Raw genomic sequence first — 24,360 nt, forward strand, 5'->3', positions numbered from 1 at the left:
TTATATTTGCAAGAACATATTACTATTCTGCCAGTGAAACGAGTGTGAACGATGGCTACGATTCATGATGTGGCGCTGAAGGCCGGCGTCTCCGTCACAACCGTCTCCCGGGTGTTGAACAACAGGGGATATATCAGCGAAACGACGCGCGGCAAAGTGTACGGCGCCATGAGCGAGCTGAACTACCAGCCCAACGAGCTTGCCCGTTCGCTGCTGCGCAAGCAGTCCAACCTGCTTGGCCTGATCATACCGGACGTTTCGCATCCTTTCTTTGCCAAGCTCGCCGAGCGGATTGAATATTATGCGGACCAGGAGGGGTACAAGATCCTGCTCTGCAATTCCCAGATGAATCCTGCCAAAGAGCGGGATTACATCGATATGCTCAAGCGCAGCCGGGTGGACGGAATCATTATGGGCAGCCATACGCTGGATATCGGGGAGTACCGGAATCTGCATTCCAGGCTTGTAACGTTTGATCGTAAAATCGGTGAGGATATCCCTTATCTCAGCTCGGATAATTACCGGGGCGGCAAATTGGCGACGGAACTGCTTCTATCCAAAGGATGCCGCAAAATCGCGCATATCTGCGGCAATCTGGAGCTGGATATGCTCTCCCAGCGCAGAACGGACGCCTTCCTTGACGCTGTCCGGAAAGCGGGAGTGGAATATCTCATAGTTCAGACGGAGATGAATGGGCTTGACGAGGCGCGGTACCGCGGGCTTCTGCAATCCTTGCTGGAAGCTCATCCCGATATTGACGGGATCTTTGCCACAAGCGATGTCATAGCGGCTTATGCCCTGAAGGAATGCATCCGGACGGGAAGAAGCGTGCCGGAGGATGTGCGGATTGTGGGCTATGACGATGTAAGCGCGGCCCGGTGGGCTACCCCGGAACTGACAACGATCCGTCAGCCGATTGACGGGTTCGGACGCGAGGCGGTCAGACTGCTGCGAATGCAGATCGAAGGCCGGCCTGTAAGCAACCAAAATGAGCTTGCTGTGGAGCTCGTGGAGCGCGGAACTACCTGAGTGCTGATAGCCTTTGAGGGGGAATATGAGCTTATGCTAATATTGTTTATTCCTTTATGTCAAACGTTTGACATGTCAAAGGATTGACATAAAGTTATGGCAATACCGGAAGATCGAAGATGAATGGGGGGAATACCCATGTTTGATTTTGAGAATAGCGTGGAATTTGAAGAGAAAGACCTGGATCTCTTAACGATCGGGGAACTGCTGGTTGACATGATATCGGGGGATTACGGCGATTCCTTTGAGAACGGCACGTACCGCCGCTATTTCGGAGGCTCGCCGGCCAATATCGCCATGAATACAAAGCGGCTGGGCATCCGCCCGCTTGTCGCCTCCGCTGTGGGCACGGATGGGCTTGGCCAGTTTCTGGTGGAACATTTGAGAAGAGCCGAGATGGATACAAGCTGCGTACAGCGTGTGGGCGAAGCGACCAGCCTGGTGGTCGTGACCAAGAGCAAGTCCACGCCGGTTCCGATCTTCTACCGGGGAGCCGATTACCGGCTCACCTACACCGAGGAATTGCGCACCGCCCTGCTTCGGACGAAGATCGTCCATTTCTCCTGCTGGCCTTTGTCCAGGCAGCCGGTCAGATCGGCGGTGGAGCAAGTGATCAGGGACGCCCGCAGGAACGGGATTCTCGTCTGCTTCGATCCCAATTACCATCCGGCGCTATGGGAGAAGGGGGAGGACGGGGTGAAGTATATACAATCCATCCTTCCCCTTGTCGATATCGCCAAGCCGTCGGAAGACGATGCCGAGCGGTTGTTCGGGAAAGACACCCCGGAGAATCAGATTCGGAAGTTTCTGGATTTGGGCGTGAAGCTGGTCATTTTGACCTTGGGCAAGGACGGCGCGCTCGTCTCAAACGGGCGGGAAACCGTGAAGCTCGATACGCTGGCTACGCAGGTGACGGATACGACGGGAGCGGGGGATGCCTTCTGGTCCGGCTTTTATGCGGCGCTCGTCAAGGGGTATCCGGTTCGCAAAGCGTTGGAATTCGGGCTGGCGGTCAGCGCGTACAAGCTGCAATTTACGGGGGCGGTCGTAGAACTGCCGGCACTTGAGACATTTAAAACAAAGTACCGATTCTAGGAGGGCGAGAGTAATGGCCATTCACAATCAAGTACAACTGATTACGTATCCCGACTCGCTGGGCGGGAACCTGAAAGCCTTAAACCGTGTGCTGGATGAGCATTTTCGTGATATTTTCAAGGGCGGCATTCATATCCTTCCTCCATTTCCTTCCTCGGGAGACCGGGGATTCGCTCCGCTTACGTATTTTGAGATTGAGCCTGCCTTCGGTACTTGGGAAGACATTAGGGCGATCGGGGCGAAATATGACGTGCTGCTGGATGTGATGGTCAATCATATTTCCCGGCAGTCTGAGTATTTTCAAGATTTCCTGAGGCGGGGAAGACGCTCGCCCTATGCGGATTTGTTCCTGACCCTCGATAAAATCTGGGCGGATGGTCAGCCCGTTCAGGCCGATATCGACAAAATGTTTCTCCGCCGTCCCTTGCCGTATTCCGTGTTCATTATTGAAGAGACGGGGAAAGAGGAGAAGGTGTGGACGACTTTCGGCAAAACCTATCCTTCGGAACAGATCGACCTCGACATTCATTCGGATCAGGTCAAACGTCTGCTGACCGATATCTTTGAGAACTTCCGCAACAACAACGTCAAGATTGTGCGGCTGGATGCCGTGGGCTACATCATCAAGAAACTTGGCACAAGCTGCTTCTTCGTGGAGCCTGAAATTTACGGCTTTCTGGACTGGATCAAGGAGCTGGCCGATTCGCTGGATATCGAGCTGCTGCCGGAGGTTCATTCCCATTACAGCATTCAATATAAATTGGCGGAGCACGGTTTCTGGATTTATGATTTCATCCTGCCTTATCGCATCCTCGATACGCTCGTCAATAAAAATGCGGAAGCGCTGAAGGAATACCTGACCACGCGTCCCGCGAAGCAGTTCACGATGCTGGACTGCCATGACGGTATTCCCGTCAAGCCCGATCTCGACGGACTGATCGACACGAAGGAAGCGCGCAAGCTGGTCGATACTTGTCTTGAGCGCGGCGCCAATCTGAGCCTGATCGTCTCCGACGAGCATAAGGCCGAGGACGGGTTCGATGTGCACCAGATCCGCTGCTCCTACTATTCCATGCTGAACAGCGATGATGACGCTTATTTGGCGGCCCGCGCCATCCAGTTCTTCGCTCCGGGCATCCCGCAGGTGTATTACGTCGGACTTTTGGCCGGAGAGAACGATGAAGAAGAGGTTCGCCGCACAGGAGAAGGGCGGGAGATCAACCGGCATAATTTCAGCCTAGACGAGATTGAGCAGGCGCTTGGCAAAAGCGCAGTCCGGCGTCTGCTTGCGCTGATCCGGTTCCGCAACGAATACGGCGCCTTTAACGGCGAATTCCGCGTGCTGGAATCGGCCAGTCATGAGGTCCGGCTGGAGTGGACCAAGGGCGATCTGCGCTGCACGCTGCATATTGATCTGAACACGAACCGGACGGTCATTGATTATGTGGAGGCGGAAGGGAGGATTGTTCAGTTCGAGGTGTAGTGAAGAGCTGCCCGCCGCTCCCAAGCTCTCCATGGAAGTGGCGGAAGCAAGAATCATATAAAATGAATAATGCATACCACCAGCCCGGATGATCCTTTTTGGATCATCCGGGCTTTTTTCTTGAATGAGAAGATTTTATAGCGGGCCGCGTACTGACGCTCGGCTCTAGGCACCTCGCCTATACATGACGCATATTGTAAGGTAACAGCCGACTAGGCGAATAACGGGAAAGGGAGTGGATGTGTGGCTGCAAAGATCTTACGGTATTTTGCCGGCGGGAATACGGCTCTTGGTTTCCATAATCTATTCGAGTCCAACCTGCAGGGGCTCCATCGTTTATTCATATTGAAAGGCGGCCCCGGCACCGGTAAGTCTTCTTTAATGAAAGCGATTGGCTCGGAGTGGTCGGAACAGGGATACGATATAGAGTATCTTCATTGCTCGTCGGATAAGGATTCGATCGACGGGGTTTTGATTCCGGCTCTGAAAGCCGGCATTGTCGACGGAACGGCTCCCCATGTCATTGAGCCCAAAGCTCCGGGGGCGGTCGAGGAGTACGTGAATCTTGGAGAAGCCTGGGATTCCAAGGCGCTTGCCGGCCAGAGGGAGCAAATTGACCGGGTCAATCGCAATGTCGCGGAATCCTATAAAGCGGCCTATAGCAAGTTCGCAGAGGCTTTGAAGATTCATGATCAATGGGAAGAAATCTACTTTGGGCAGATGGACTTCGCGAAGGCGGATCAATTGACCGGCCGATTGCTGGAGCGGCTGTTCGGAGATGCCGGGCAGTCTAAGAGCGCCACCGTCAAGCATCGTTTTTTGGGCGCGGCCACGCCGACAGGGGCGGTTGACTTTGTGCCTAATTTAACAGATGGGCTGTCGCAGCGGTATTTTATCAAGGGCCGGGCCGGTACGGGCAAATCGACGATGCTGAAACGAATCGCCTCGGAGGCGGAAAGCCGGGGCTTTGATGTTGAAATATATCACTGCGGATTCGATCCCCATAGTCTGGATATGGTAATTGTGCGGGAGCTTGATTTCGCGATCTTCGACAGCACCAGTCCCCACGAATATTTCCCGGAACGTGAAGGGGACGAAATCATCGATACTTATGAATTCGCCGTAGCGCCGGGGACAGACGAGCGCTTCGCCGGGCCGATCAAGGAAGTAAGCGAACAATATAAAGCCAAGATGAAGGACGCGATCGCTTGTTTGGCAGAGGCCAAGCGGCATCGTGACGAATTGGAGAAAATCTATGTGGCGGCCATGGATTTCGGCATTGTGGATGACCTGAGAAATCAAATCCGTGCCGAACTCATCGAGTTGTCGGCAAATCTGCGGGAGAGTATGACCCGTTAGGAATTGACTACGGATTCAGAAAGCCTAAAAGGACAGCCCCTTGTATAGAGGGTTGTCCTCTCTTTTTTTGCAGCGGTCATTAATAATGGGTTGGAAAGCAGTGAGCTTAATACAAAGAGTCAGAATGACATAGTGGAAAGAGACTTGGACCTAATTCCCTGTGTTCAAAAACGGGGGAGGATGCGGTATTCCAAGCCTCGTGCAATGATATATCACTGATATTGCCTAAGGATTGCTCACCTTTTCTTATAAAAGGGCATAGATACATTTCTCCATCGGTTCCAAGGCACAGACTCCTTCTGCCTGCATAACAGGCTCCGGTTTTATAAATATCAGGATTCAGGTAATGATTAAGGAGGCAGTCCGCGGTAACCGCCTTGAAATTCTTCTCAAGAATCAAGTACATTCTGATAATGGACGCAAGCGGCAAGGAGCTGCCGGACGCAAACCATTCTTGATTACTTGGGGATCCTTTGGGAATTAATATTTTGATATTACCGGGATTTAGGCTGGACAAATATCTAGAAATATTCATAAACTGGGACTGGTTTTGTTCCGTAATCAACAGATTGAAGCCAAACGGGAGGTTCAAGCGTATTAAAGTGGCTGCTATCTTCTCCCATGTAAGTAAATCTGCAGAATCGTGCACACTCATTTGAATATGAGATAATCCATTGCATACGAGTGATTCCAGGTTTTGCTCCGTCAGAAAATGACCATTTGTTGTCAAGCTGATGACCAATTTTTTTTGACTGGCATAATGGACCATTTCCAATAAATGTTCATGAAGCAATGGTTCGCCGCCGCCAATATCGACCCGTATAACATGTTCATTTGCAGCTTCGTCTATAATTTTTTTAAACGTAGCTAAACTCATGTCGGTTACCTGCTCTTTGTTATCATAGCAATAGCTGCATTTATAATTGCATCGGTTCGTAATCTTGATAACCAGATTTTCCGGTGCTTGCAATCTGGTTGGGGAGAACAAACCACGCGATATATTGATGACACTAATTTGTTGTTTTCTCGTCAGCTTTTCAAAAAAAGCTATTCTCGAATAGAGTTGTTCATCTTTGGATTTGACAGCTTGAATATCATCATCTGTCTGACTTGCAAGAAAATCGCACGCCAAAAAATCCCTCTTATTCAATTCATAGATTTCTCCGGTTTCAGGGGAGTATAATAATCCGCCAAATGCCTCTTGTCTTAAGATAAACATTCCGCACTCCTTTTTAGGCAATTTAATTTATTGAGCTAGATTGTAAAATTGATTTTGAAGCGTGAACGGCAAGATCGGGACGATGAGTTCCTCATACAGTTTCATGATGGTACATGAACGGATGTCCTTTTCATAGATGGAAAGCTGATCATAAAGTGCATCCGCCCTGCATCCAGAGCCGCATATTTTAATGTATCGGCAGCAATCACAACCGTTTATCTTGCTTATTAGGATCTTCGAGAATTCAGAAAGTCGGATTTTATCCCTAGTTTCTGCTATCCCGTCGTAACCGACATTACCGAAGGGGATGTTTAAGGAAGGGCAGAAATAAACCTCTCCATTTGATCTGATGGTCATCGCCTTTTTTTGGTAATTACAAGGGTGGGAGTTTTCACCGAAGACGTAATATCCAGATCCTAATTGGTTGGAGTTAAAGAGGCTGTATATATCAAGCGCAAATGGAGTTTGTTTCTCGTTAAGATAACGGACTAAAATATTTTTGACCGTAAGTACATAATCCTCGGCAGCTATCTCCAAATCTTTATTATTCTTCATTTCTCCCAGAAAAAAGGGTTGATCGATGAACCATTTATCAATGTTCATTCCTTTCAACAAATCATACAACTTCATCAATTCGTGCTTGTTCTCATTGGTGACGATCGTGTTTATAACTACCGGACAGCCGTATGATTTTACCCATTTGATAAACGATAAGATTCTTTGATAATTCGACCCCTTACGAACGGAGGAATGGCTCAGTAATCCATCGAGACTGACTCTAAATTCGATCTTTAAGTCTTTTTTCATATATTTATCAATTTCGGTCGCTTGTATAGTTCCATTTGTAAAAATAGCAATTCTGTTCAGATTAAATTTAAACAAATGATCCAACATCTCGTTTTTAAAAGGATATAAAAGAAACTCCCCACCAGAAAGGGAGAAGTCTCTGCATCCGTTATTGTACAGGTTTGTTATAACATCAAACCATTGGTTTAACGACAAATTGCTTTTCCCGCTATCAACTACATCCGGGTAATAGCAATATCTGCATCTAAGGTTACATAAGGAGGTTGGTTCCAAATGAGCTGATTCTATCCGATTCATCACGCATACCCGCAATCGGCCATATGTCCCTTATTAACACTGGCACTGTCATTTGTGATTATATTTTCTAATTTTACGGAAAGAAAATTATTGGAGGAAAAAACGCGTGCCCCCCTAAGCTTCGGGCTGAAGTCTTCAAGTATGTATTCGGCTATCAGGGATTGCGTATCCATTTTTTCTTCTTCCTTGAGGTTAAATTCTGCGATCAGATCAAACTCATAGAATCCGTCTTGGGGAAAGCGGTTATAGCTGTACGGGATGAGTCTTAAATCGCTCCACTGTTTTGTTGGTAAACTCGATTCCGCAATCAACTTGAATTTTGTATTGGACAGCTCTTCAATCTTCAATGAATTGATCACCGTAGCTTTGAAATACATAGGAAACTCCTCCTCAACCAAACAATAATTCTTCTTTTTTCATTTATCGCCCAGAATAGAATCGCTTATACCCGCCTTTTATTCGACGACCAGTATGCGGGGCGATGTTTTGCGAATGACATCGGACGAGGCCCATGAGCCCAGGGCGGCGGAGATGACGCCGATGCAGGCGACGGCCAGAATCCCGTCCCAGTTCAGAATGACCGGCAGATGGACAATGCCGTACCGGATGAGAACCGTTTCCAGCAGGGCTGGCAGTAAATAAACGCCGGCCATGACGCCAAGCAATGGAAGTTATGCAAATAGATTTATAGCCGGAAGACAGGAAAAACACCAAAAATGTCGAATTTATGAAAAAAACGATGAGATTTTTCGATTTTAATCCAATTGGAGGTTTTGGAATGCAACAATTCTCGATAGTTTTACTGGAGCTGCGGAAGTGGTTCGAATCGCTGAGATGGTTCGGATTCATCCGGAGGTTCGAGCTGCAACTGCTCTTTGGGGGGCTTGGCGTGCTTTTCCTTGAGGAATTGCTTTTCGCCGTTCTTCCCTATCAAAGCTTCTACTTTCTGTCGACCATTTTCCATACCATACCTTTATCGACTCTCGCTTCCTACGCGTTTCTAATCGGGGCATGGTCGTCCTTGGTGTCCGGCAATGTGAAATACGTACCTTACGGACTATGGTTTAAAGCTTTCCTTATTCTGTTTCCGTTTGTCGGAATTTCGCTGGGCACGCTGATTTCCGCGGCCGTGTATGTCTTTCTCGGATACATCCTGTTTAAATTTACGGTTTCTCCGTATTCGGCCAAATAACCGCCCGGGAATGCTGTTACAATAAGAAGCGGAGGGGATATGCATGAGTTTCTTTAACAAAGTGAAGAGCGGCCTTAACCAAGCTAAAGATATCGCTCAGCAAACGGTGGAGACGACAAGGCTAAGCGCGCAAATTTCAGCCAAGCGAAAAGAAAAGAACGCCAAGTATGCGGAGCTGGGCGAGGTTGTCCATCTGGCCTTTCGTGCGGGAGAGTTAAGTGAGAAGATAGAGCGGATCGATGAGTTTTCCCAAGCGATCCTACAGGTCGATGAAGAGATTAAACAACTGGAACAGCAAATGCAAAAAATCAAAGGCGAGAAAACCTGCGCCTGTGGAGCGGTTGTCGCCTTCGACTCCAAATTCTGCAACAGTTGCGGCCGGATGCTTCAGGATAGCGAAACACCGCAGGATAAAGATACGGTAATTGAATTGGAGACGCCTGTCTTAGCTGCGGAAGAGGCACCTGATCATACAGCGTTGACTACAAGGACCTGCCCCAATTGCCAGTCGCCGCTTGATGAGCATGCGCATTTTTGTGCATCATGCGGGGCAACGCTGGAATAAAGCCGTTCCGATTTGAAGCCGGGCCAATCTAAGCCCGGCTATTTATATGTAAAAGTACGTGAAAAATAGTATTTACATATTATTCTATTTGTTGTATATTATCCCCGAATCATCCGATATTTTGCTTTACTTCGACCTTATTCCATACTTCCTCCATCGTCTACCCGACAAATAGCCAATTTATCGCCTACCCCATGAAGCGTTCCAAAATCCGCTTACTCAATACTTCCTTTTCTACTCTCAAGCATTACGATAACCCGAAGCACATTTCTGGCGGTTTCAAAGAAATTTAGAGAGGATGAGGGCCGGTGTTGTTGTTGGTCGATAATTACGACTCGTTTGTGTACAATATCTACCACACGATTCATTACCCCGAGAACGAAATCATTGTAAAAAGAAACGACGAATTCGGATTGGACGACATTGTTTCATGGAAAGTCAGCAAAATCATTATTTCCCCCGGTCCGATGTCACCGCTCGAAGCCGGCATCTCCAATGATCTGATTACGGCTTATATGGACAAGCTCCCAATTCTGGGAATATGCTTGGGGCACCAGTGCATCGGACATGCATTGGGTTGTAGCATCACACGGTCCGCCAATCCGATGCACGGCAAGAAAAGTACAGTGACACTTGGAAACTCCCCGCTTTTTAACCATTTGCCCGGCGACATACCCGTCGGCCGCTATCATTCCCTGCAGATTTCGAAGGAAGATTTTAATGAACGTGAACTCGATATTATTTCGGAGACGGAGGATGGAACGATTATGGCCGTCCAGCACAAATCGTATCCTTTGTTCGGTGTACAGTTTCACCCCGAATCCATATTGACAGGCGAGTACGGACAAGTCATTTTGAACAATTTTTTATACGCCGTTTAAGTATTGGAGGATGTATATGAAAATATTGGAAGGTTTGAAGACGGAAACCGTATCGTCCCGGATTGATAACCCGATTGCCCTATACTCTCTTGTACGAAGCAAGTATAAAGACACTTCCATTCTGGAAAGCCTTGGTCCGGTAAATGAAGATACCGCAAGATACACAATAATTGGCGTTATCGCTGCAGAGAAACTGGTGTGCCGCGACGGGCAAACCAGCTACACCGACTTAACTTCGAATAGCACGGATGACCAGGCCGAATTTCTGAGTGTGATGAATCATTGGGTCAAACTCGGCGGAAGGAGGGAAACCCCGCTGCAATTGGGGGCAATCGGCTATTTGGGCTACGAGATGAAAAGTCTGTTCGAGCGTTATGATCAGCGGCTAACGAACGATACCGGCATTCCCGACGCTTATTTGGTCCGGTATTCGCTCATGCATGTCACGGATCATTATGCGGGGCAAGCTTATTGGCTGTTGAACGACGATGAACACAGAAAGGCCATAGCCGAATTTGAGAATGCTCCGTGTTTAATTCACGCAGAACAACACTTTTATGTCATGGGCGACATCACTTCCGATTTTTCGGAAGACGAGTATCTGGAGATTATCGAAAGAACAAAGGAATATATTCGCGCGGGCGATATTTTTCAAGCCAATATAACGATGCGCTTTCATTGCCGCTATGACGGCGATCCGTTCATCCTTTATTTACGCATGCGGGAAACAACCCCGAATCCGTTTTTCGGTTATCTCGATTTTGACATGCCGCTGCTGTCAACCTCGCCGGAACGGTTCCTTAAAGTTTCCGGCCGGAGCATTTCCTCCTACCCCATTAAAGGAACCTCGCTTTGTCAAATAGACGGCATCGATCAGAAAGAAGAACTCCGCAACAGCGAAAAGAACAGAGCCGAAAATACGATGATTACCGATTTGCTGCGAAATGATATCGGTCGTGTAAGCGAACAGGGATCGGTAAATGTCCCGATTTTATGCGGAGTCAAGAAGTTTAATAATCTGTATCATTTGGAATCGATCGTAGAGGGAACCCTGCGCCCCAACCTGAAGATGTCCGACATCCTGCAGGCTACCTTCCCTGGCGGATCCATTACAGGGGCTCCCAAAATCAGGGCGGTCGACATTATCGAGGAACTGGAGCTTACGCAAAGAGGCCCTTATACGGGGATGATCGGTTTTTTCGGCGAATCGGGGTACATCGACTCCAACATTGCCATCCGGAGCATTTATTTTAACGGCTCGAATCTATACTTCCATGCGGGAGGAGGAATCGTGGTAGATTCCGAGGCGCGGAGTGAATATGAGGAACTCAACAATAAAGTGAGATCCATCTCGGAGACATGCCGGGAATTTAACATTTTAAAGGATTACCGTGCCCAGATCGATGTGATTGACGGGAAATTGCTGCAGCTCTTGAACGAACGCTTCCATATTGTAAAGCAAGTGGGGGCGGTCAAAGAGCAATATGGCATTCCGGTCACTCAATCGAAGCGAATAGATGAGGTTTTGGACAAAAGGACCAAATACGGCCAAGAGCTGGGGGATGTCCCGCCCGGACTCATTCCCGAATTGTTCACGCTGATTATCGAATTCGCGATGAAGGAAGAAGAAACGGATTCCGCCGCTTCGGCCAATTAAATATATTATGGGAGGTAAGCAATCGTGAAAATTTCTGTTCCGGCCAGTTTTGAAGAGGGATATTTGGAGGAATTGTCCAAGCATAAGGAAGTTATAAATGTTTACGGCAAGCTCCCTTCGGATTTTGTCGGCGGGGGTTATGAGACGTCAAGACTGCCCGATATTTCGGTGGATAAGCTTGAATCCTACATCGCCAAAACCAACAGCTTGGGGATCACCTTCAGTTATGTCATTAACGGCACGGTGATGAACAACGACGAATATACGCAAAGCGGAATCAAAAAATTGCATGAGCTGCTCGCTTTCCTGGACTCCAAGAACCTCGAATCCGTCACGGTCAGCAACGTTTATCTTATCCACTACATCCGCAAAAACTTCCCCCATTTGCCGATCAAAATCTCTTCCAACCTGATGGTGGATACGGTAGAGAAAGCGCGGCATTTTGAAAGCCTGGGTGCCAAGATTATCGTGCTCGATCCCATCCTCGTCAATCGCAACCTCAAAATGCTCAAAGCGATCCGCAGAGCGGTAAGCTGCGAATTGGAGCTGATCGTAAATAACAATTGTTTTCACCAATGCCCGTACTTAAGCTATCACCAAAGCTATCTCAGCTTTAATTCCAGAACCGTAAATGAAGAAAACCATACGCCGTTCGACTTCTGCTACACGACCTGTTCCAGAATCCGGGTACTCGATCCGGGGTATTGGATCAAAGCGGATTGGATCAGACCGGAGGATATGCATGCCTATGAAGAAATCGGCTACGACCGGATCAAGCTGATAGACCGTTGTACACCGGCCGACGTGTTGCTCAATCGGGTGCAAGCCTATGCCAACAGAAGCTACGACGGCAATCTTTTGGACCTCATACTTCATTACGGCTATAACGATACGATTTCCCCGCAGGAATACTTAAACAATATCTACATCGATAATAAGAAACTGGACGGCTTCTTCGAGAAAAGCTTCTTCCGGGCCGAATGCAGTCATCTCAATTGCAATGTCGATTGTACGAAATGCTTTGACCATGCCTCGCAAGCCATCACCATCAATGAAGAGTGGAGACAGCGGATGATCGAGAAGAAGAACCATGAATATGAAGAACAGGTGGGGGAAATTAGTCGTCTGTCGGCGATTCCGGAAACGATGGGAGGAGTGATTTGAGGATGAGACTTTATACCATCCCCACCAACCGGGTTTGCTATGAACAGGCGGTAAGCTATGTCGAAGAGATTGAAGAGGTCAAGAACAACAGCGGCGAAACTATTGAATTTCTTGTTTTGGAAAACGGAAGCAACCAAGTGGAGAAAGTAAACGGCACCTACTTCAAAGCTTACAATGAGCAAGCCGGAGGAACAAAAATTCATTATCTTACTAAAGCCGTTCAACGGGAGTGGCTGGAGCAACTGATCAAAAGAGCGAATTGCGCAGACGGGGAAGCCTTGCTGGAAATCTTGAGTTCCGAGAACGTGATTTGCTATGGAGCGGTGCTGAACAAGTCGTTTCTTATCGGCGCCTCGCTCGAAGCGGAATCTATTCACCGGCGGGACAGCGATACTCAATTGATCTCCGACCGGAGCAAGCCGTTCCCGCTGGAATACGAGATCAACTTTTTGGGGAAGAGCTACCGCGACTTCGAAGAGCTGCATAGCGGTATCGAAGAGCCGATTTATTTTGTCGGCGGCAACTACACCGGAGCGTGGGCGGGCGATTTCGGCGAGCTGTATGACAAAGACCCGAATCTGCTCTATCGCCATGTCGGCCTGAATTATCCCGGCAGGGATTTTGAAGCTGTCAAGGCGCTGGTGGACAAAAGATACGGAAAGGTAAACTCGGGCCCGCAGACGGCAGACGAGGATAAGGTTGCGCTGGTGATGGACCGGATGATCGAACTCGGAAACTGCGCGTTTTCCGAGGTTTTCAAGTATTACCCTGTATCGCCGGCAAAGGAAATGCTGGCCACCGATTATTTCATTCATGACCTGCTGTTCGCTCTCCGGCTGCCCAATGTTTATCATTCTTCCAGAGTTTTTCACGGGCATACGGATGAGCGCAAGAATGACGAATGGTTTCATTCCTATCATTTGAGATCCGCCCGGTATAAAGTGTACAACCGGTTTATGAACCGGTTCTTTGGCGAGTTGAACGGCATTGGCGCGGAAAGAACTTTACCCAAGGCGAAGAAGCTCGCCGCATTGATGAATGATGTGTATGAACATTCAAGACATGAATTTATCGCGGAAGGCAGAGAAGTACTTGCTGAATTAGGCAGTATTTTTGAAGATTCGGAAATTCCCGCATACGTCGGCTTATCAAGCATTTTGCGGGATAGCACGGAAGAACTGCTTCTGGAGATCGAAGAGGGGATACGGGACTTTATTACGCTGCTGGATGCATGGGATGCCTTAATTGCAGCGGCACCTTCGCTTCCGTTTCCGTATGAAGGCAGTAAGGAGGCAAGCCGGCAATGAATTTGATCGAGTCGGTGAACCCGTTCAATGCACTAGTGATCGGCAGGGTTAAGGAGTCCTCCATAGATGAGGTTCACGAGGCCGTCATTCGGGCCAAGAAGGCCTGTTCCATATGGGGCGGGACCGGTTTGGAGGAAAGGATTTCTTTGCTGGAGCCCCTGATTCATAAGCTGGAAGAGCATCGGGGCGAATTGGCCGAATTGCTTGTCACGGAGGTCGGCCGGCCCATCTTGGAAGCAGAGGGAGAAGTCCGGGGAGCGATGGACAACATGCGTGTTCATTTGGTTCATGCCCGGGAATATCTGGCCGATCAGACCTTCCTGGAAGACCGCGGGGTGACGCACACCTTGCGGAGAGTACCGTGGGGCGTATCCGCGGTCATTTCCCCGTTTAATGTGCCCTTGAACATTTCGGAGTGGGGAATTATCCCCAACCTGTTATGCGGTAACACCGTGATCTACAAACCATCCGAATACACGCCGTTGGTTGGAGAATATTTCTCTAAACTTATCCTCGAATTGGGGCTGCCGCCGGGAACCTTTCACTTGCTTCAGGGCGATGGGAAGGTCGGCGAACGGCTGATCCATGAAGCGGTTGATTTCATCTGGTTTACGGGCAGCACTTCGACGGGAACCCACATCTTCGAGGTGGCGGGCAAGCGGTTCATTTCCAGTTTAATGGAGCTGGGAGGGAATAACCCGACCATTATTTGCGAAGATGTTGAAATTTCGGATGACTTAATTTCTAATCTCATTCAGGGGCGCTTTCAAAATTGCGGACAAGTCTGCAGTGCTATTAAGAGACTGTATGTTCATCAAAGCAAGTACGAGGAGCTCGTTGCCAAATTGGCTCATCGCGCCCAAGCACTGAAGGTTGGTGATCCTGCCAATCCTTCGACTGAAATCGGACCGCTGGTTTCCGAGCGGCAGCTGTTGCTGCTGGAAGAACAGGTTGCGGATGCTGTCGCGAAAGGTGCGGGCGTAGCCTGTGGAGGGAGACGCAGCGCTGATTTTCCGCAAGGCAGCTATTATCTGCCGACCGTGTTGACCGGTGTCCATCATGGCATGCGCATTATGAATGAAGAGGTTTTCGGTCCCGTACTGCCTGTCATGGCTTTTAACGATCCCGCGGAGGCGGTGGAATTGGCGAATGATTCGCTGTACGGACTGGCGGCCGAGATTTACTGCAATAATGAGGCCATAATCGACTATTTTACGGGAGCGCTGCAAACAGGCCGCGTAGCCGTAAATATGCCCCGGTTCGCGGGCCTGAACTGTCCGATGGGCGGCATGAAGAAGTCGGGAAAGGGCCGTCAGCACGGCAAATGGGTCTTTGAAGAATTGACGCAAATCAAGCATATTATGACCAGATCCTAAAGGAGGATGTCATGAGAACCGGCGGAGAAATATTAGTTGAGCTTCTGATCCAATATGGCGTTACCCATATTTTTGGCGTGCCCGGAAATCAACTGACTCCGGTATATAAAGCGCTAGCAAAGCATAGAGAGGCGATTGCGCATATTCTGGCCCGGCATGAAGGCGGTGCCGGATTGATGGCGGAAGGCTATGCGAAGGCTTCCGGCAAGCCGGGTGTTTGCCTGGTTAGCCCGGGCCCCGGCGCGGCTAACGCCTATACGGCCGTTCTTGAGGCATTCACGTCCTGTACCCCTCTCCTCCTGATCACCGTGCAAAATAATGATCATGAGCAAGGTTATTCAGCCCGGCGATTGTTTCATGGACTTGATCATGCGGAGGCTTTTGCCTCGGTTACGAAACAAACGATCGTAGTCAGCGAGCTTGAAGCTTTACCGTCTGCGGTTTTCGAGGCTTTTCATAGGATAAGAAACCAGACGCCCGGCCCCGTTTTGATTGAGATTAAGGAGGAAATTCTCGGACAGTCAACGGTAGGGTTAGAGAGCCCGGAGGAGGATGTGCTGTCTTTGCAGTCCGCCGGGAGCGAGCGGGATGAGGAAGCGCTGGAGCGTGCCGTTGCTTTAATTAAAGCGGCGAAAAGACCGGCGATTCTGGCCGGAAAAGGCGTGGGTGATGAGGAGGCCGGAGATCTTGTCACGCAATTAGCCGAGAAAATCCAAGCGCCTATTATCACCACGATATTATCCAAAGGGGTCGTTTCGGAGTTTCATCCACATGCCGCCGGTTTGATCAATTCCAATTACGGAAAAGGGATCATCGAACAGGCGGATTTACTTATTTCCATAGCACCGCTTTATAACCAAGTGGATATGCGGCATTGGCAAATCAGCCTGCCCGAGAAAAGCATTCAAATTGAAAAGGACCCTATGGAGTTGGGTCAGGTGTATTCCAGCACAACCGCTATTTTGGGCGGCATAGCCGATATTTTAGGCGAACTTCTGCTTCGGCTCGACAAAAGCGAATTTACTCCGGATCCATGGGATGTCCAGCAATTGTTAGAGAATAAGCCGGTATACGACGGGCAGCATAACGACTTTTCTGCAGCGATAATTGACGCATTGAACGGTTCGGCGGGTCCTGAACTTATTTTGGTCAATGATGTCCATGTAGAAGGCTATCCGCTGCATTATGATTATCGCGTACATGAACGATACGGATATATTCATTCTCCGATTTCGGTCGGCATCGGATATGCTCTTCCTGCGGCAATCGGCGCCAAATTCGCCCACCCCGACAAAAAAGTAATCGTTTTTTGCGGCGACGGCGGCTTCTTGTTGTCGAGTCCGGAGTTTTCGACGTTGATGCGTTACCGTTTGAACATTGTCGTTGTCATTGTAAACGATCATGCCTATGGAACGATTCGGCGCAGACAGGAGCGGGATTGTTGGGATTTCACTTGTGCCGATCTCGCCAATCCGGATTTTCGCAGGTTTGCCGGAGCTTATCGCTGCGCGGCGGTAACGGTCGAAGAGGTTGAACGCTTTGCGGAGGTGTTGTCGGAGGCGGTTCAAAGAGAGGATGGACCGTTCCTGATCGAATTGGTGAAGAAAGGGGGAAGCGCATCGGCATGACCTTAAAGTGTTCCGTAGTCATACCCGTGTACAATAGAAGTCATCTGCTGAAAATAAGCCTCCAATCTCTGAATAACCAGACTCTCCCGAAGAGCGAATATGAAGTGGTTATTGTCGACGACGGCTCGAATGATGAGATCGGTACAGTGATGAAAGGGCTGAACGTCGATTATGACTATAAATATATCCGGCTGGAGAAGCATCATTCCGCCAGCAGGGCCAGAAATGAAGGGATCTTGCGCAGTGAAGGGGCGGTGATCGTTTTTTTGGACGGGGATCAGATCGCTCCTTCGGATTTTTTAAGAGAGCATCTATTGTACCATGAGTCATATGATAATTTTCTGGTTTCCAGCTATCGAACCCATCTGAAGAATATCCCCGATGCGCTCCCGGATAACCTGGAGGATTTGGAAATCGAACGCTACGATGTCAGGCATAAAGTCTCCGCCATGGTGTCCAATAATTGGAGCCGACTGAAAGCGGGCTGGCATTTATGCTTCACCAATAATCTGTCCGTAAGGCGGGAGCATTTGCAAGGAGAAGGGGCATTATTTGATGAGGAATTTATGGGCTGGGGGCTGGAGGACTGCGAATTTGCTTACCGTCTTTGGAAAAAAGGTCTGAAGATCGCGCTTAATCCACGGGCCTTCGTGCATCATATGCCGCATCCGGCCAACTTCGATTTAAAGCGATTCGAGCAATGGCAGAAAAATCTCGACCTGTTTTGCAAGAAGCATCCTGCTCCGGAAGTGCTTGCCCAGCGTGTATTTATTGACCGCTTTCACCCTGACACAAGAAACACGGTAACGTGGAATGATTGCTACTTGCGTCTGGAGCTCATATGCGAACTGCTTCACAACAATGAATGTTTCAAGAGTATCCCGAAGGAGATTATCCTTGTAAAGGATAGCAAAGATGTATTGTCTTGTATCGAAATGATTAGAGCCATAAGCGGCGGGGACAAAATGTATTGCATCCTCGATTATACGGACGATCCGGCTCTGGAGATCGAAATTCAGAAGCATGAATTCTCCGAGTATATGCAGTTATGGAGAATGAACGAAACGGTGGACGGAGATTTTTATCAGGAATTGATCCGGTTCCGTGTCGAAGGAGCAAGGATAAATAAATTCTTTTAGAGGGAACGCTATGAATAAATTGATATTATCTCTAAAAAATATGGTCCAAATTCCTGATTTCAAACAGTTTATGGTCACCATTTTTTTTCTTGGCGTAACCGCTTCCGTCTACGGTCCGTATATTTCTATCTTCGGTCTTCAGGAAATGCAGATGACGCCGGCGTTATTTAGCCTCTATTACTCGCTGTCGACGATTTTTGGAATTGTGCTCAATCTCGCTTTGGGCCGGTTATCGGATGTTGTCCGGAGCCGCAAATTAATCATATTCGCGGTTCTATTGTCCGGCGCCGTCGGTTATGCGATTCTCGCCTTCAGCCGGAATTATTCCGTCGTATTAATATCCTCCTGCTTATTCGTTGCCTTATCCAATGCTGCCTTCCCCCAGCTGTTCGCGTTTGCGAAGGAAACGCTGGGCCATGACAGCCAAGAAACGAATACATCAGTAATCGGTACGTTACGATCGTTCTACTCCATAGGATGGGTAATCGGCCCGCTCCTCGGATCGCTGGTTTTTTTATACTACGGTTTCACCTGGTTGTATTTGTTTGTAGCTGTATTGTTTTTGATGTTGATGGTCATTTTAAAATCGGGAAAACTCCATGAGAACGACAATAAGGCCAGGCCCAAGAAAAAGGCGGTGGTGATGAGCCGCAAAATTTTCTTAAGCGTGGTCTCTTTCATTTTCATATTTACGGCTTCCGGCATTAGTATGATCAGTTTGCCGCTCTTAATAACGGAGGAACTTCATATCTCGAAAGCATATATTGGGGTTCTTTACAGCGCCGCTTCTTTCACGGAAATTCCTTGTATGATGTTCTTCGGGTACGTGGCGGGCAAGGTAAACAAAAGCCGGCTCGTTGCCGCCGGAATAGCGGCAGCGCTCCTCTATTACTTCGGTATGATGCTCGCGTCGCAGATGTGGCAATTGTTTTGTTTGCAAATTCTCAGCGGCATCGCGATATCGTTAATCATGGGCCTGGGAATCAGTTATTTCCAGGATCTGATCAGCGATCAGCCGGGGACCACCACCGCCTTGTATACGACCACAAATCGCTTGGGCTCCGTCACCGCAGGATTTCTGACAGGTTATTTGTACCAGTGGTATAATTATCGGGTCACCTTTTTGGTTTGCGGGATCATGGCTATATGTTCTTTGGTTTTTCTATTTATTTCCAATATAAATTCCGCGGCTTTGAAACAAAATGAAAGCAACTCCATGTAGGCTGACCGGAACTGCCCGGGAATAGAAGGAAACACCATGAGATGTGCGCGTTTTCTATATGAAAGGTTGAGACAAGATGAGAAGCAAACTAATGGAAATGCTGGAATCCCGTAAGGATGAAATCATTGCGATTCGCCGGCATCTTCACGAAAACCCGGAGCTGTCTTTTAAAGAAGACAAGACCGCTCAATATATAGCCAACTTTTATAAAGGCAAGGATGTGGAAGTTCAGACGGAGGTCGGCAACGGGCACGGTATCATCGTCACCATCAAAGGCGGGAAGCCCGGTAAAAACATCGGCCTGCGCGCCGATTTCGACGCACTGCCCATTACGGAACAAACGGATGTTCCGTTTAAATCCAAAAACGAAGGCGTCATGCACGCGTGCGGTCATGATGGCCATACGGCCTATATGCTGGTCTTGGCCGGTTGCTTGATTCAACTGAAGGATGAAATTCCGGGCACGATCAAAATCATTCACCAGCACGCGGAGGAAGTCCCTCCGGGCGGGGCCAAGAGCATCGTGGAATCCGGCGTGCTTGACGATTTGGACCATATTTTCGGCATTCACCTGCTGCCGATGGACCCTGCGGGCGTCGTGGGATATCACGCGGGATTTTCCTTTACCGGTAGAGCGTATATGAAGCTGAAAATTCAAGGCAGAGGCGGCCACGGTTCCTCGCCACACCTGGCCAATGACGCCATCGTGGCCGGCGCTCATTTCGTCACCGCCGCGCAAACGATCATTAGCCGGCGGCTAAGCCCGTTCGATATCGGCGTGATCACGATCGGCTCTTTTGACGGCAAGGGGACATTCAATGTCATCAAGGACAGCGTGGTCCTGGAAGGCGACATTCGGTACATGACGCTGGACACCAAACAAAAGATCGAGAAAGAAATTCGGCGGCTGGTAAAAGGGCTGGAGGAGGAATTCGGCGTAACCTGCGATCTCACTTATGAGAATGATTATCCGCCGGTATATAATGATCCCGAGGTAACCGAAAAGGTTGCCGAGTATCTCAAAAACGCCAACGATAAAGACATCAAGGAAGTTAAGGAATATCCGCAGTTGGCTCCATCCGAGGACTTTGCTTACTATGCGGAAAAATTCCCTTCCTGCTTCTTTTATATTGCCTGCACTCCCAAAGGAGTAAAGGATCCTTACTTTAACCATCATCCCAAATTCGATATTGACGAAGACGCCCTTCTCGTGGCGGCCAAAGCGGTTGGATATGTCGTTTGCGGGTATTACGGGTTGGACTAACGATTGTAACAACTATTTATGGGCTGCCTCCGGGCGGCCTTTTTTATTGCCAAGTGGGTAATATTAGGATATATTCGGGGTGACAAACGACAAAATCAAATTGGGGACAAGTACATGGACTCTTTTCGTTATCCGATAGGTCAGTTTATCGCGGTGGAGGCTCCGACACTAGAACAGCGCAGCGCATGGATAGAAGAAATCGCCGAACTGCCGAAAGTGCTTCGCGAGACTTTGCAAGGCCTTTCGGCCGAACAATTATCGACGCCGTACCGCCCCGGCGGGTGGACGGTTCAACAAGTCGTTCATCATTTGGCCGATAATGACATGAACGCCTATCTCCGGTTCAAAAAAGCACTAACCGAAGAAAACCCTACGGCCGGCTCCTACAGAGAGGATTTATGGGCCGAACTGAGCGATTACCGGGAGGTTCCGATCGAAACCTCGTTGGTTCTGATCGAGGCGCTTCGCGACAGGTTCGTTGCATTACTGCGATCCCTGCCTTTATCCGGCTTTCAAAGGACATTCACAAGCCCGACTCGCGGCGCGATGAGCCTGGACGTCGCAACCCAAAGATTTGCCTGGCACGGACGTCATCATACAGCGCAAATTGCCGCGCTCAAAGAGCGAATGGGATGGTAACCATTATTTATTTTGTAAGGGATTAAGCTTAGAGTATCAAATTGTCGGGAGGATAGAGGATGGATATGAATTGCGGGAAATTTGAAGTGTATGCTTCAAAGAAGAGAACATGGCTTTTACTACTGTGCATGATCTTCTTATTGTTGTTTCAGCATGGGCGATACAGCAGGCTTTTATAGGTGTCGAGAGTTGGGAGATCGGCGGGGCAGGGGTGGCAGGTATTCTAATTTCCATAGCTGCTTTCATTTTTTTCATAAAAAGCGCAACAGATCGCTCACCTGTTCTTCTAGTTGACGAAGAAGGGATTGTACGAGGAGATCGATAAAAGGTGGAATATGTGGTATAACGAGTTGCGGGCCGGATATTTTACGGAAGAGAATTTTCCGGCTAATGATTTCAGAAGACAACGCGAAAGGAGACCAGACCTATGTATAGTGAGGCGGAATTAATTAACTATTGCCTATCCAAGAAAGGCGCAGTTCAGGAATATCCGTTCGGACCGGACGCGACGGTCATGAAGGTGGGCGGCAAAATGTTTGCATTGATCCCTGTATCCGGTGGACAGGGGCAGGTAAGTATCTCTTTAAAATGCGATCCGCTTATTGCGGCGAATTTAAGAGAACAGCATGCGTGCGTCCAGCCGGGCTATCATTTGAACAAAACACACTGGAACACCGTCATCGCCGACGGCAGCCTCGAGCTATCCGATGTGCAAATGATGATCGACCATTCTTATGATCTCGTGTTTGCCAGCCTGACGAAAGCGGCTCGCGAGGCGATCTCTCTTAGAATAGGCGGGAATAGCTAAGGTATCGATCCTTACGGGCATGAGAACCGCTATTTTGCCCGGATCAGTGAATTTTAGATATTAGCGGACATCAGGGGCTTTAATTAGCAAATAAGCTTGGTTTTTTCGGACAAATTGTCGGAATAAGGTCCGGGGTGTCCGTAAAGAAGCAAAAATGGCTATTTAAAGACGAATAACGTCTCCGGTGTCCTTAAGCATAAAAACCTCCCAACCGATAAAAACGCAAAATGGCGGTGCTTGGACAAGCTACCTGGCACCGCCAACCGTCCTCTTCTTCCTGCCTATAATTGGAGGCTTGCCAAACTATATACGGTGTGATATTTTATATGTGTAACCGGTTCCACAATGAAAGGAGCAAGTGAAGATGGCGACCATCAAGGATGTAGCAAAGCAGGCTGGCGTATCGGTAGCGACGGTTTCGCGTGTGATCAACGGGATAGGCTATGTACATGAAGATACGCGCAAGAAAGTTGAAACCGCTATCACAGAGCTGCAATATACGCCGAATGAGGTCGCAAGATCTTTGTATAAACGCAAATCGAGGCTTATCGGCCTCGTGCTGCCGGATATCACCAACCCCTTCTTCCCCGAGCTAGCCCGGGGCGCGGAGGATGAGATGCAGGAGAATGATTTCCGGATCATCTTCGGCAACAGCGACGAGAAGCTGGACAAGGAGCAAGAATATATCCAGACCTTTGTGCAAAATAACGTCGTCGGCCTGATCGCCTCGACCAATTACCCGGATACCGATACCTACCGGAATCTGGGCATCCCGGTGGTGTTTCTGGACCGCACGGCGGACAACCGCCCCTCCGTGTATTCGGACGGACGGGAGGGTGGCCGAATGGCCGCCCGTGAGATTCTTGCCCGCGGAAGCCGCCGGATTACGGTGATGCGGGGGCCGGAGCATATCCGTCCGGCTCAGGACCGCTTTCAAGGCGCGATTGAGAAACTGAAAGATCAAGGAATTGCATATAACGTGATCCATACCTCGTCTTTTGCATTTACGGAGGCGGGGACCTGGGCCAAAGAGCTGTTCGAACGGTATCCGGACACCGATGGAGTCATCGCCAGCAACGATATCGTCGCGACGGCGGTGCTGCATGAAGCCCAGCGGTTGGGCAAAAAAGTGCCGGACGATGTGCAAATCATCGGCTTTGACGATATTTCGCTCTCCAGCCTGCTGACGCCGTCGCTGACGACGATCCGGCAGCCGGCGTACGATATGGGAAGAGCGGCGGCCCGTTTGCTGATACAGCTTATAGAAAATAAGAAAGTAGATCAAAAAACGATTCAAATGCCCGTGACGTTTACGGAGCGGGATACGACCAGAAAGGTGGAGCAGCAGCATGGCTAAAATCGCAGTAGTAGGAAGCTCGTCGATCGATCTTGTCGTGACGTCCTCCAAGCGTCCCGCGGCCGGTGAAACGGTACTCGGGGAAAGCTTTAAGACCGTTCCCGGCGGCAAAGGCGCCAATCAGGCGGTGGCCGCGGCCCGGCTCGGCGCCGAGGTGACGATGATCGGACGCGTGGGGGACGACTTTTTCGCCCGCGAGATTTTGGACAATTTTAAAAGTAACGGTGTTTCCATCGATTATGTGGAACCGGTTACACATATGGAGAGCGGTACGGCGCACATCATATTGGCCGAAGGCGACAACAGTATCGTGTTCGTCAAAGCGGCGAATAATGAGGTAACGCCTGAATATATCGAGCGGTCCATGAATGCTTTTGACGGAGCGGACATGGTGATGATTCAGCAGGAAATTCCGGAGGAAACGGTGACCTATGTCAGCGGAGTTTGCAAGAAGCTCGGAATTCCTTTGCTGCTGAATCCCGCCCCGGCCCGGCCGTTGCCGGACGAAGTCATCGAGAATGCGGCTTACATTACGCCGAACGAGCATGAGGCGGAGATTTTGTTCTCGGATTTAAATATTTCCGAAGCGCTGCGCAAATATCCGAACAAACTGTTTATTACGGAAGGAAGCAGGGGCGTCCGGTATTTTGACGGCGACAAGGAAGTGCTTGTTCCTTCCTACAAGGTGGAGGTCGTGGATACGACGGGTGCGGGCGATACGTTCAACGCCGCGTTCGCCGTTGCGCTGGCCGAAGGGAAGCCGATCTATGACAGTGTACGCTTTGCCAATCGGGCCGCTTCCCTGTCGGTGACGAAATTCGGGGCGCAAGGCGGTATGCCGAAGCGCCGGGAAGTAGAGGAGCGGATGTGAC

At 49.2% G+C, this 24,360-nt stretch carries 24 protein-coding genes; 20 read left to right on the top strand and 4 right to left on the bottom strand.

Going from position 1 to position 24,360, the window contains the following annotated elements; genetic code table 11:
- Positions 1 to 51: 51 nt before the first annotated feature.
- From V3851_RS16470 to V3851_RS16485, 4 genes are all read left to right on the top strand, one after another.
- On the top strand, positions 52 to 1,029 hold the full coding sequence (locus V3851_RS16470) for a LacI family DNA-binding transcriptional regulator (protein WP_331847642.1): 978 nt from the start codon (positions 52 to 54) through the stop codon (positions 1,027 to 1,029).
- Positions 1,030 to 1,167: 138 nt separating this feature from the next.
- Positions 1,168 to 2,124 (top strand): carbohydrate kinase family protein, encoded by a 957-nt coding sequence (locus V3851_RS16475; RefSeq protein WP_331847643.1) that lies wholly within the window; start codon positions 1,168 to 1,170, stop codon positions 2,122 to 2,124.
- Between the two features lie 13 nt (positions 2,125 to 2,137).
- Complete coding sequence (gtfA, locus tag V3851_RS16480; protein ID WP_331847644.1) at positions 2,138 to 3,607, top strand: sucrose phosphorylase; 1,470 nt, start codon at positions 2,138 to 2,140, stop codon at positions 3,605 to 3,607.
- A 243-nt stretch (positions 3,608 to 3,850) separates the two neighbouring features.
- Positions 3,851 to 4,966 (top strand): PRK06851 family protein, encoded by a 1,116-nt coding sequence (locus V3851_RS16485; RefSeq protein WP_331847645.1) that lies wholly within the window; start codon positions 3,851 to 3,853, stop codon positions 4,964 to 4,966.
- A 106-nt stretch (positions 4,967 to 5,072) separates the two neighbouring features.
- On the opposite strand, the gene V3851_RS16490 is transcribed toward V3851_RS16485, so the two are convergent.
- The 4 genes from V3851_RS16490 to V3851_RS16505 all read right to left on the bottom strand — a co-directional run bounded on the left by V3851_RS16490 (position 5,073) and on the right by V3851_RS16505 (position 7,954).
- On the bottom strand, positions 5,073 to 6,185 hold the full coding sequence (locus V3851_RS16490; RefSeq protein ID WP_331847646.1) for a radical SAM protein: 1,113 nt from the start codon (positions 6,183 to 6,185) through the stop codon (positions 5,073 to 5,075).
- Between the two features lie 27 nt (positions 6,186 to 6,212).
- Positions 6,213 to 7,289, bottom strand: a complete 1,077-nt coding sequence (locus tag V3851_RS16495) for a radical SAM/SPASM domain-containing protein (protein WP_331847647.1) — start codon at positions 7,287 to 7,289, stop codon at positions 6,213 to 6,215.
- Positions 7,289 to 7,666, bottom strand: a complete 378-nt coding sequence (locus V3851_RS16500; protein WP_331847648.1) for a hypothetical protein — start codon at positions 7,664 to 7,666, stop codon at positions 7,289 to 7,291. Before V3851_RS16500 ends, V3851_RS16495 begins: the two co-directional genes overlap by 1 nt.
- A 78-nt stretch (positions 7,667 to 7,744) precedes the next feature.
- Complete coding sequence (locus V3851_RS16505; protein ID WP_331847649.1) at positions 7,745 to 7,954, bottom strand: hypothetical protein; 210 nt, start codon at positions 7,952 to 7,954, stop codon at positions 7,745 to 7,747.
- A 113-nt stretch (positions 7,955 to 8,067) separates the two neighbouring features.
- Here V3851_RS16505 and V3851_RS16510 point away from each other — a divergent pair, with 113 nt between their 5' ends.
- The 16 genes from V3851_RS16510 to rbsK all read left to right on the top strand — a co-directional run bounded on the left by V3851_RS16510 (position 8,068) and on the right by rbsK (position 24,359).
- Positions 8,068 to 8,481 (top strand): hypothetical protein, encoded by a 414-nt coding sequence (locus V3851_RS16510; protein ID WP_331847650.1) that lies wholly within the window; start codon positions 8,068 to 8,070, stop codon positions 8,479 to 8,481.
- A 43-nt stretch (positions 8,482 to 8,524) separates the two neighbouring features.
- The gene (locus V3851_RS16515; protein WP_331847651.1) at positions 8,525 to 9,046 is read left to right on the top strand and encodes a zinc ribbon domain-containing protein; all 522 of its coding nucleotides are present in this window, start codon (positions 8,525 to 8,527) and stop codon (positions 9,044 to 9,046) included.
- 308 nt (positions 9,047 to 9,354) lie between these two features.
- Positions 9,355 to 9,927 (top strand): anthranilate synthase component II, encoded by a 573-nt coding sequence (locus tag V3851_RS16520; RefSeq protein ID WP_331847652.1) that lies wholly within the window; start codon positions 9,355 to 9,357, stop codon positions 9,925 to 9,927.
- A gap of 16 nt (positions 9,928 to 9,943) precedes the next feature.
- Positions 9,944 to 11,584 (top strand): chorismate-binding protein, encoded by a 1,641-nt coding sequence (locus tag V3851_RS16525; RefSeq protein WP_331847653.1) that lies wholly within the window; start codon positions 9,944 to 9,946, stop codon positions 11,582 to 11,584.
- Positions 11,585 to 11,608: 24 nt separating this feature from the next.
- Positions 11,609 to 12,748 carry a U32 family peptidase gene (locus V3851_RS16530; RefSeq protein WP_331847654.1) on the top strand — a complete coding sequence of 380 codons (1,140 nt, stop codon included), beginning with the start codon at positions 11,609 to 11,611 and terminating at the stop codon, positions 12,746 to 12,748.
- Positions 12,749 to 12,750: 2 nt separating this feature from the next.
- Entirely contained in the window at positions 12,751 to 14,055 is a 1,305-nt protein-coding gene (locus tag V3851_RS16535) for a DUF6271 family protein (protein ID WP_331847655.1), read from the top strand.
- Positions 14,052 to 15,431, top strand: coding sequence for an aldehyde dehydrogenase family protein (locus tag V3851_RS16540; protein ID WP_331847656.1), 1,380 nt, complete (start codon positions 14,052 to 14,054; stop codon positions 15,429 to 15,431). The genes V3851_RS16535 and V3851_RS16540 overlap by 4 nt, the downstream gene beginning before the upstream one ends.
- A gap of 11 nt (positions 15,432 to 15,442) precedes the next feature.
- Entirely contained in the window at positions 15,443 to 17,059 is a 1,617-nt protein-coding gene (locus V3851_RS16545; protein WP_331847657.1) for a thiamine pyrophosphate-binding protein, read from the top strand.
- On the top strand, positions 17,056 to 18,198 hold the full coding sequence (locus tag V3851_RS16550; protein ID WP_331847658.1) for a glycosyltransferase family 2 protein: 1,143 nt from the start codon (positions 17,056 to 17,058) through the stop codon (positions 18,196 to 18,198). Before V3851_RS16545 ends, V3851_RS16550 begins: the two co-directional genes overlap by 4 nt.
- A 10-nt stretch (positions 18,199 to 18,208) precedes the next feature.
- On the top strand, positions 18,209 to 19,420 hold the full coding sequence (locus tag V3851_RS16555) for a sugar efflux transporter (RefSeq protein ID WP_331847659.1): 1,212 nt from the start codon (positions 18,209 to 18,211) through the stop codon (positions 19,418 to 19,420).
- Between the two features lie 76 nt (positions 19,421 to 19,496).
- Entirely contained in the window at positions 19,497 to 20,684 is a 1,188-nt protein-coding gene (locus V3851_RS16560) for an amidohydrolase (RefSeq protein ID WP_331847660.1), read from the top strand.
- Between the two features lie 114 nt (positions 20,685 to 20,798).
- Complete coding sequence (locus V3851_RS16565) at positions 20,799 to 21,323, top strand: YfiT family bacillithiol transferase (protein ID WP_331847661.1); 525 nt, start codon at positions 20,799 to 20,801, stop codon at positions 21,321 to 21,323.
- A 109-nt stretch (positions 21,324 to 21,432) separates the two neighbouring features.
- The gene (locus V3851_RS16570; protein ID WP_331847662.1) at positions 21,433 to 21,648 is read left to right on the top strand and encodes a hypothetical protein; all 216 of its coding nucleotides are present in this window, start codon (positions 21,433 to 21,435) and stop codon (positions 21,646 to 21,648) included.
- 102 nt (positions 21,649 to 21,750) lie between these two features.
- Positions 21,751 to 22,131 (top strand): MmcQ/YjbR family DNA-binding protein, encoded by a 381-nt coding sequence (locus V3851_RS16575; RefSeq protein WP_331847663.1) that lies wholly within the window; start codon positions 21,751 to 21,753, stop codon positions 22,129 to 22,131.
- A 364-nt stretch (positions 22,132 to 22,495) separates the two neighbouring features.
- Positions 22,496 to 23,488 carry a LacI family DNA-binding transcriptional regulator gene (locus V3851_RS16580; RefSeq protein ID WP_331847664.1) on the top strand — a complete coding sequence of 331 codons (993 nt, stop codon included), beginning with the start codon at positions 22,496 to 22,498 and terminating at the stop codon, positions 23,486 to 23,488.
- The gene (gene rbsK, locus V3851_RS16585) at positions 23,481 to 24,359 is read left to right on the top strand and encodes a ribokinase (protein WP_331847665.1); all 879 of its coding nucleotides are present in this window, start codon (positions 23,481 to 23,483) and stop codon (positions 24,357 to 24,359) included. Before V3851_RS16580 ends, rbsK begins: the two co-directional genes overlap by 8 nt.
- Position 24,360 lies beyond the last annotated feature (1 nt).

Origin of the sequence: Paenibacillus haidiansis (genome assembly GCF_036553665.1) — a bacterium.
Lineage (GTDB): Bacteria > Bacillota > Bacilli > Paenibacillales > Paenibacillaceae > Fontibacillus > Fontibacillus haidiansis.

Excerpts from the sequence above, each read along its gene's own strand:
- V3851_RS16470 (WP_331847642.1), top strand. The coding sequence starts at position 52 with ATGGCTACGATTCATGATGTGGCGCTGAAGGCCGGCGTCTCCGTCACA.
- V3851_RS16475 (WP_331847643.1), top strand. The coding sequence starts at position 1,168 with ATGTTTGATTTTGAGAATAGCGTGGAATTTGAAGAGAAAGACCTGGAT.
- gtfA (WP_331847644.1), top strand. The coding sequence starts at position 2,138 with ATGGCCATTCACAATCAAGTACAACTGATTACGTATCCCGACTCGCTG.
- V3851_RS16490 (WP_331847646.1), bottom strand. The coding sequence starts at position 6,185 with ATGTTTATCTTAAGACAAGAGGCATTTGGCGGATTATTATACTCCCCT.
- V3851_RS16495 (WP_331847647.1), bottom strand. The coding sequence starts at position 7,289 with ATGAATCGGATAGAATCAGCTCATTTGGAACCAACCTCCTTATGTAAC.
- V3851_RS16500 (WP_331847648.1), bottom strand. The coding sequence starts at position 7,666 with ATGTATTTCAAAGCTACGGTGATCAATTCATTGAAGATTGAAGAGCTG.
- V3851_RS16510 (WP_331847650.1), top strand. The coding sequence starts at position 8,068 with ATGCAACAATTCTCGATAGTTTTACTGGAGCTGCGGAAGTGGTTCGAA.
- V3851_RS16515 (WP_331847651.1), top strand. The coding sequence starts at position 8,525 with ATGAGTTTCTTTAACAAAGTGAAGAGCGGCCTTAACCAAGCTAAAGAT.
- V3851_RS16525 (WP_331847653.1), top strand. The coding sequence starts at position 9,944 with ATGAAAATATTGGAAGGTTTGAAGACGGAAACCGTATCGTCCCGGATT.
- V3851_RS16535 (WP_331847655.1), top strand. The coding sequence starts at position 12,751 with ATGAGACTTTATACCATCCCCACCAACCGGGTTTGCTATGAACAGGCG.
- V3851_RS16540 (WP_331847656.1), top strand. The coding sequence starts at position 14,052 with ATGAATTTGATCGAGTCGGTGAACCCGTTCAATGCACTAGTGATCGGC.
- V3851_RS16545 (WP_331847657.1), top strand. The coding sequence starts at position 15,443 with ATGAGAACCGGCGGAGAAATATTAGTTGAGCTTCTGATCCAATATGGC.
- V3851_RS16550 (WP_331847658.1), top strand. The coding sequence starts at position 17,056 with ATGACCTTAAAGTGTTCCGTAGTCATACCCGTGTACAATAGAAGTCAT.
- V3851_RS16555 (WP_331847659.1), top strand. The coding sequence starts at position 18,209 with ATGAATAAATTGATATTATCTCTAAAAAATATGGTCCAAATTCCTGAT.
- V3851_RS16560 (WP_331847660.1), top strand. The coding sequence starts at position 19,497 with ATGAGAAGCAAACTAATGGAAATGCTGGAATCCCGTAAGGATGAAATC.
- V3851_RS16565 (WP_331847661.1), top strand. The coding sequence starts at position 20,799 with ATGGACTCTTTTCGTTATCCGATAGGTCAGTTTATCGCGGTGGAGGCT.
- V3851_RS16570 (WP_331847662.1), top strand. The coding sequence starts at position 21,433 with ATGGCTTTTACTACTGTGCATGATCTTCTTATTGTTGTTTCAGCATGG.
- V3851_RS16575 (WP_331847663.1), top strand. The coding sequence starts at position 21,751 with ATGTATAGTGAGGCGGAATTAATTAACTATTGCCTATCCAAGAAAGGC.
- V3851_RS16580 (WP_331847664.1), top strand. The coding sequence starts at position 22,496 with ATGGCGACCATCAAGGATGTAGCAAAGCAGGCTGGCGTATCGGTAGCG.
- rbsK (WP_331847665.1), top strand. The coding sequence starts at position 23,481 with ATGGCTAAAATCGCAGTAGTAGGAAGCTCGTCGATCGATCTTGTCGTG.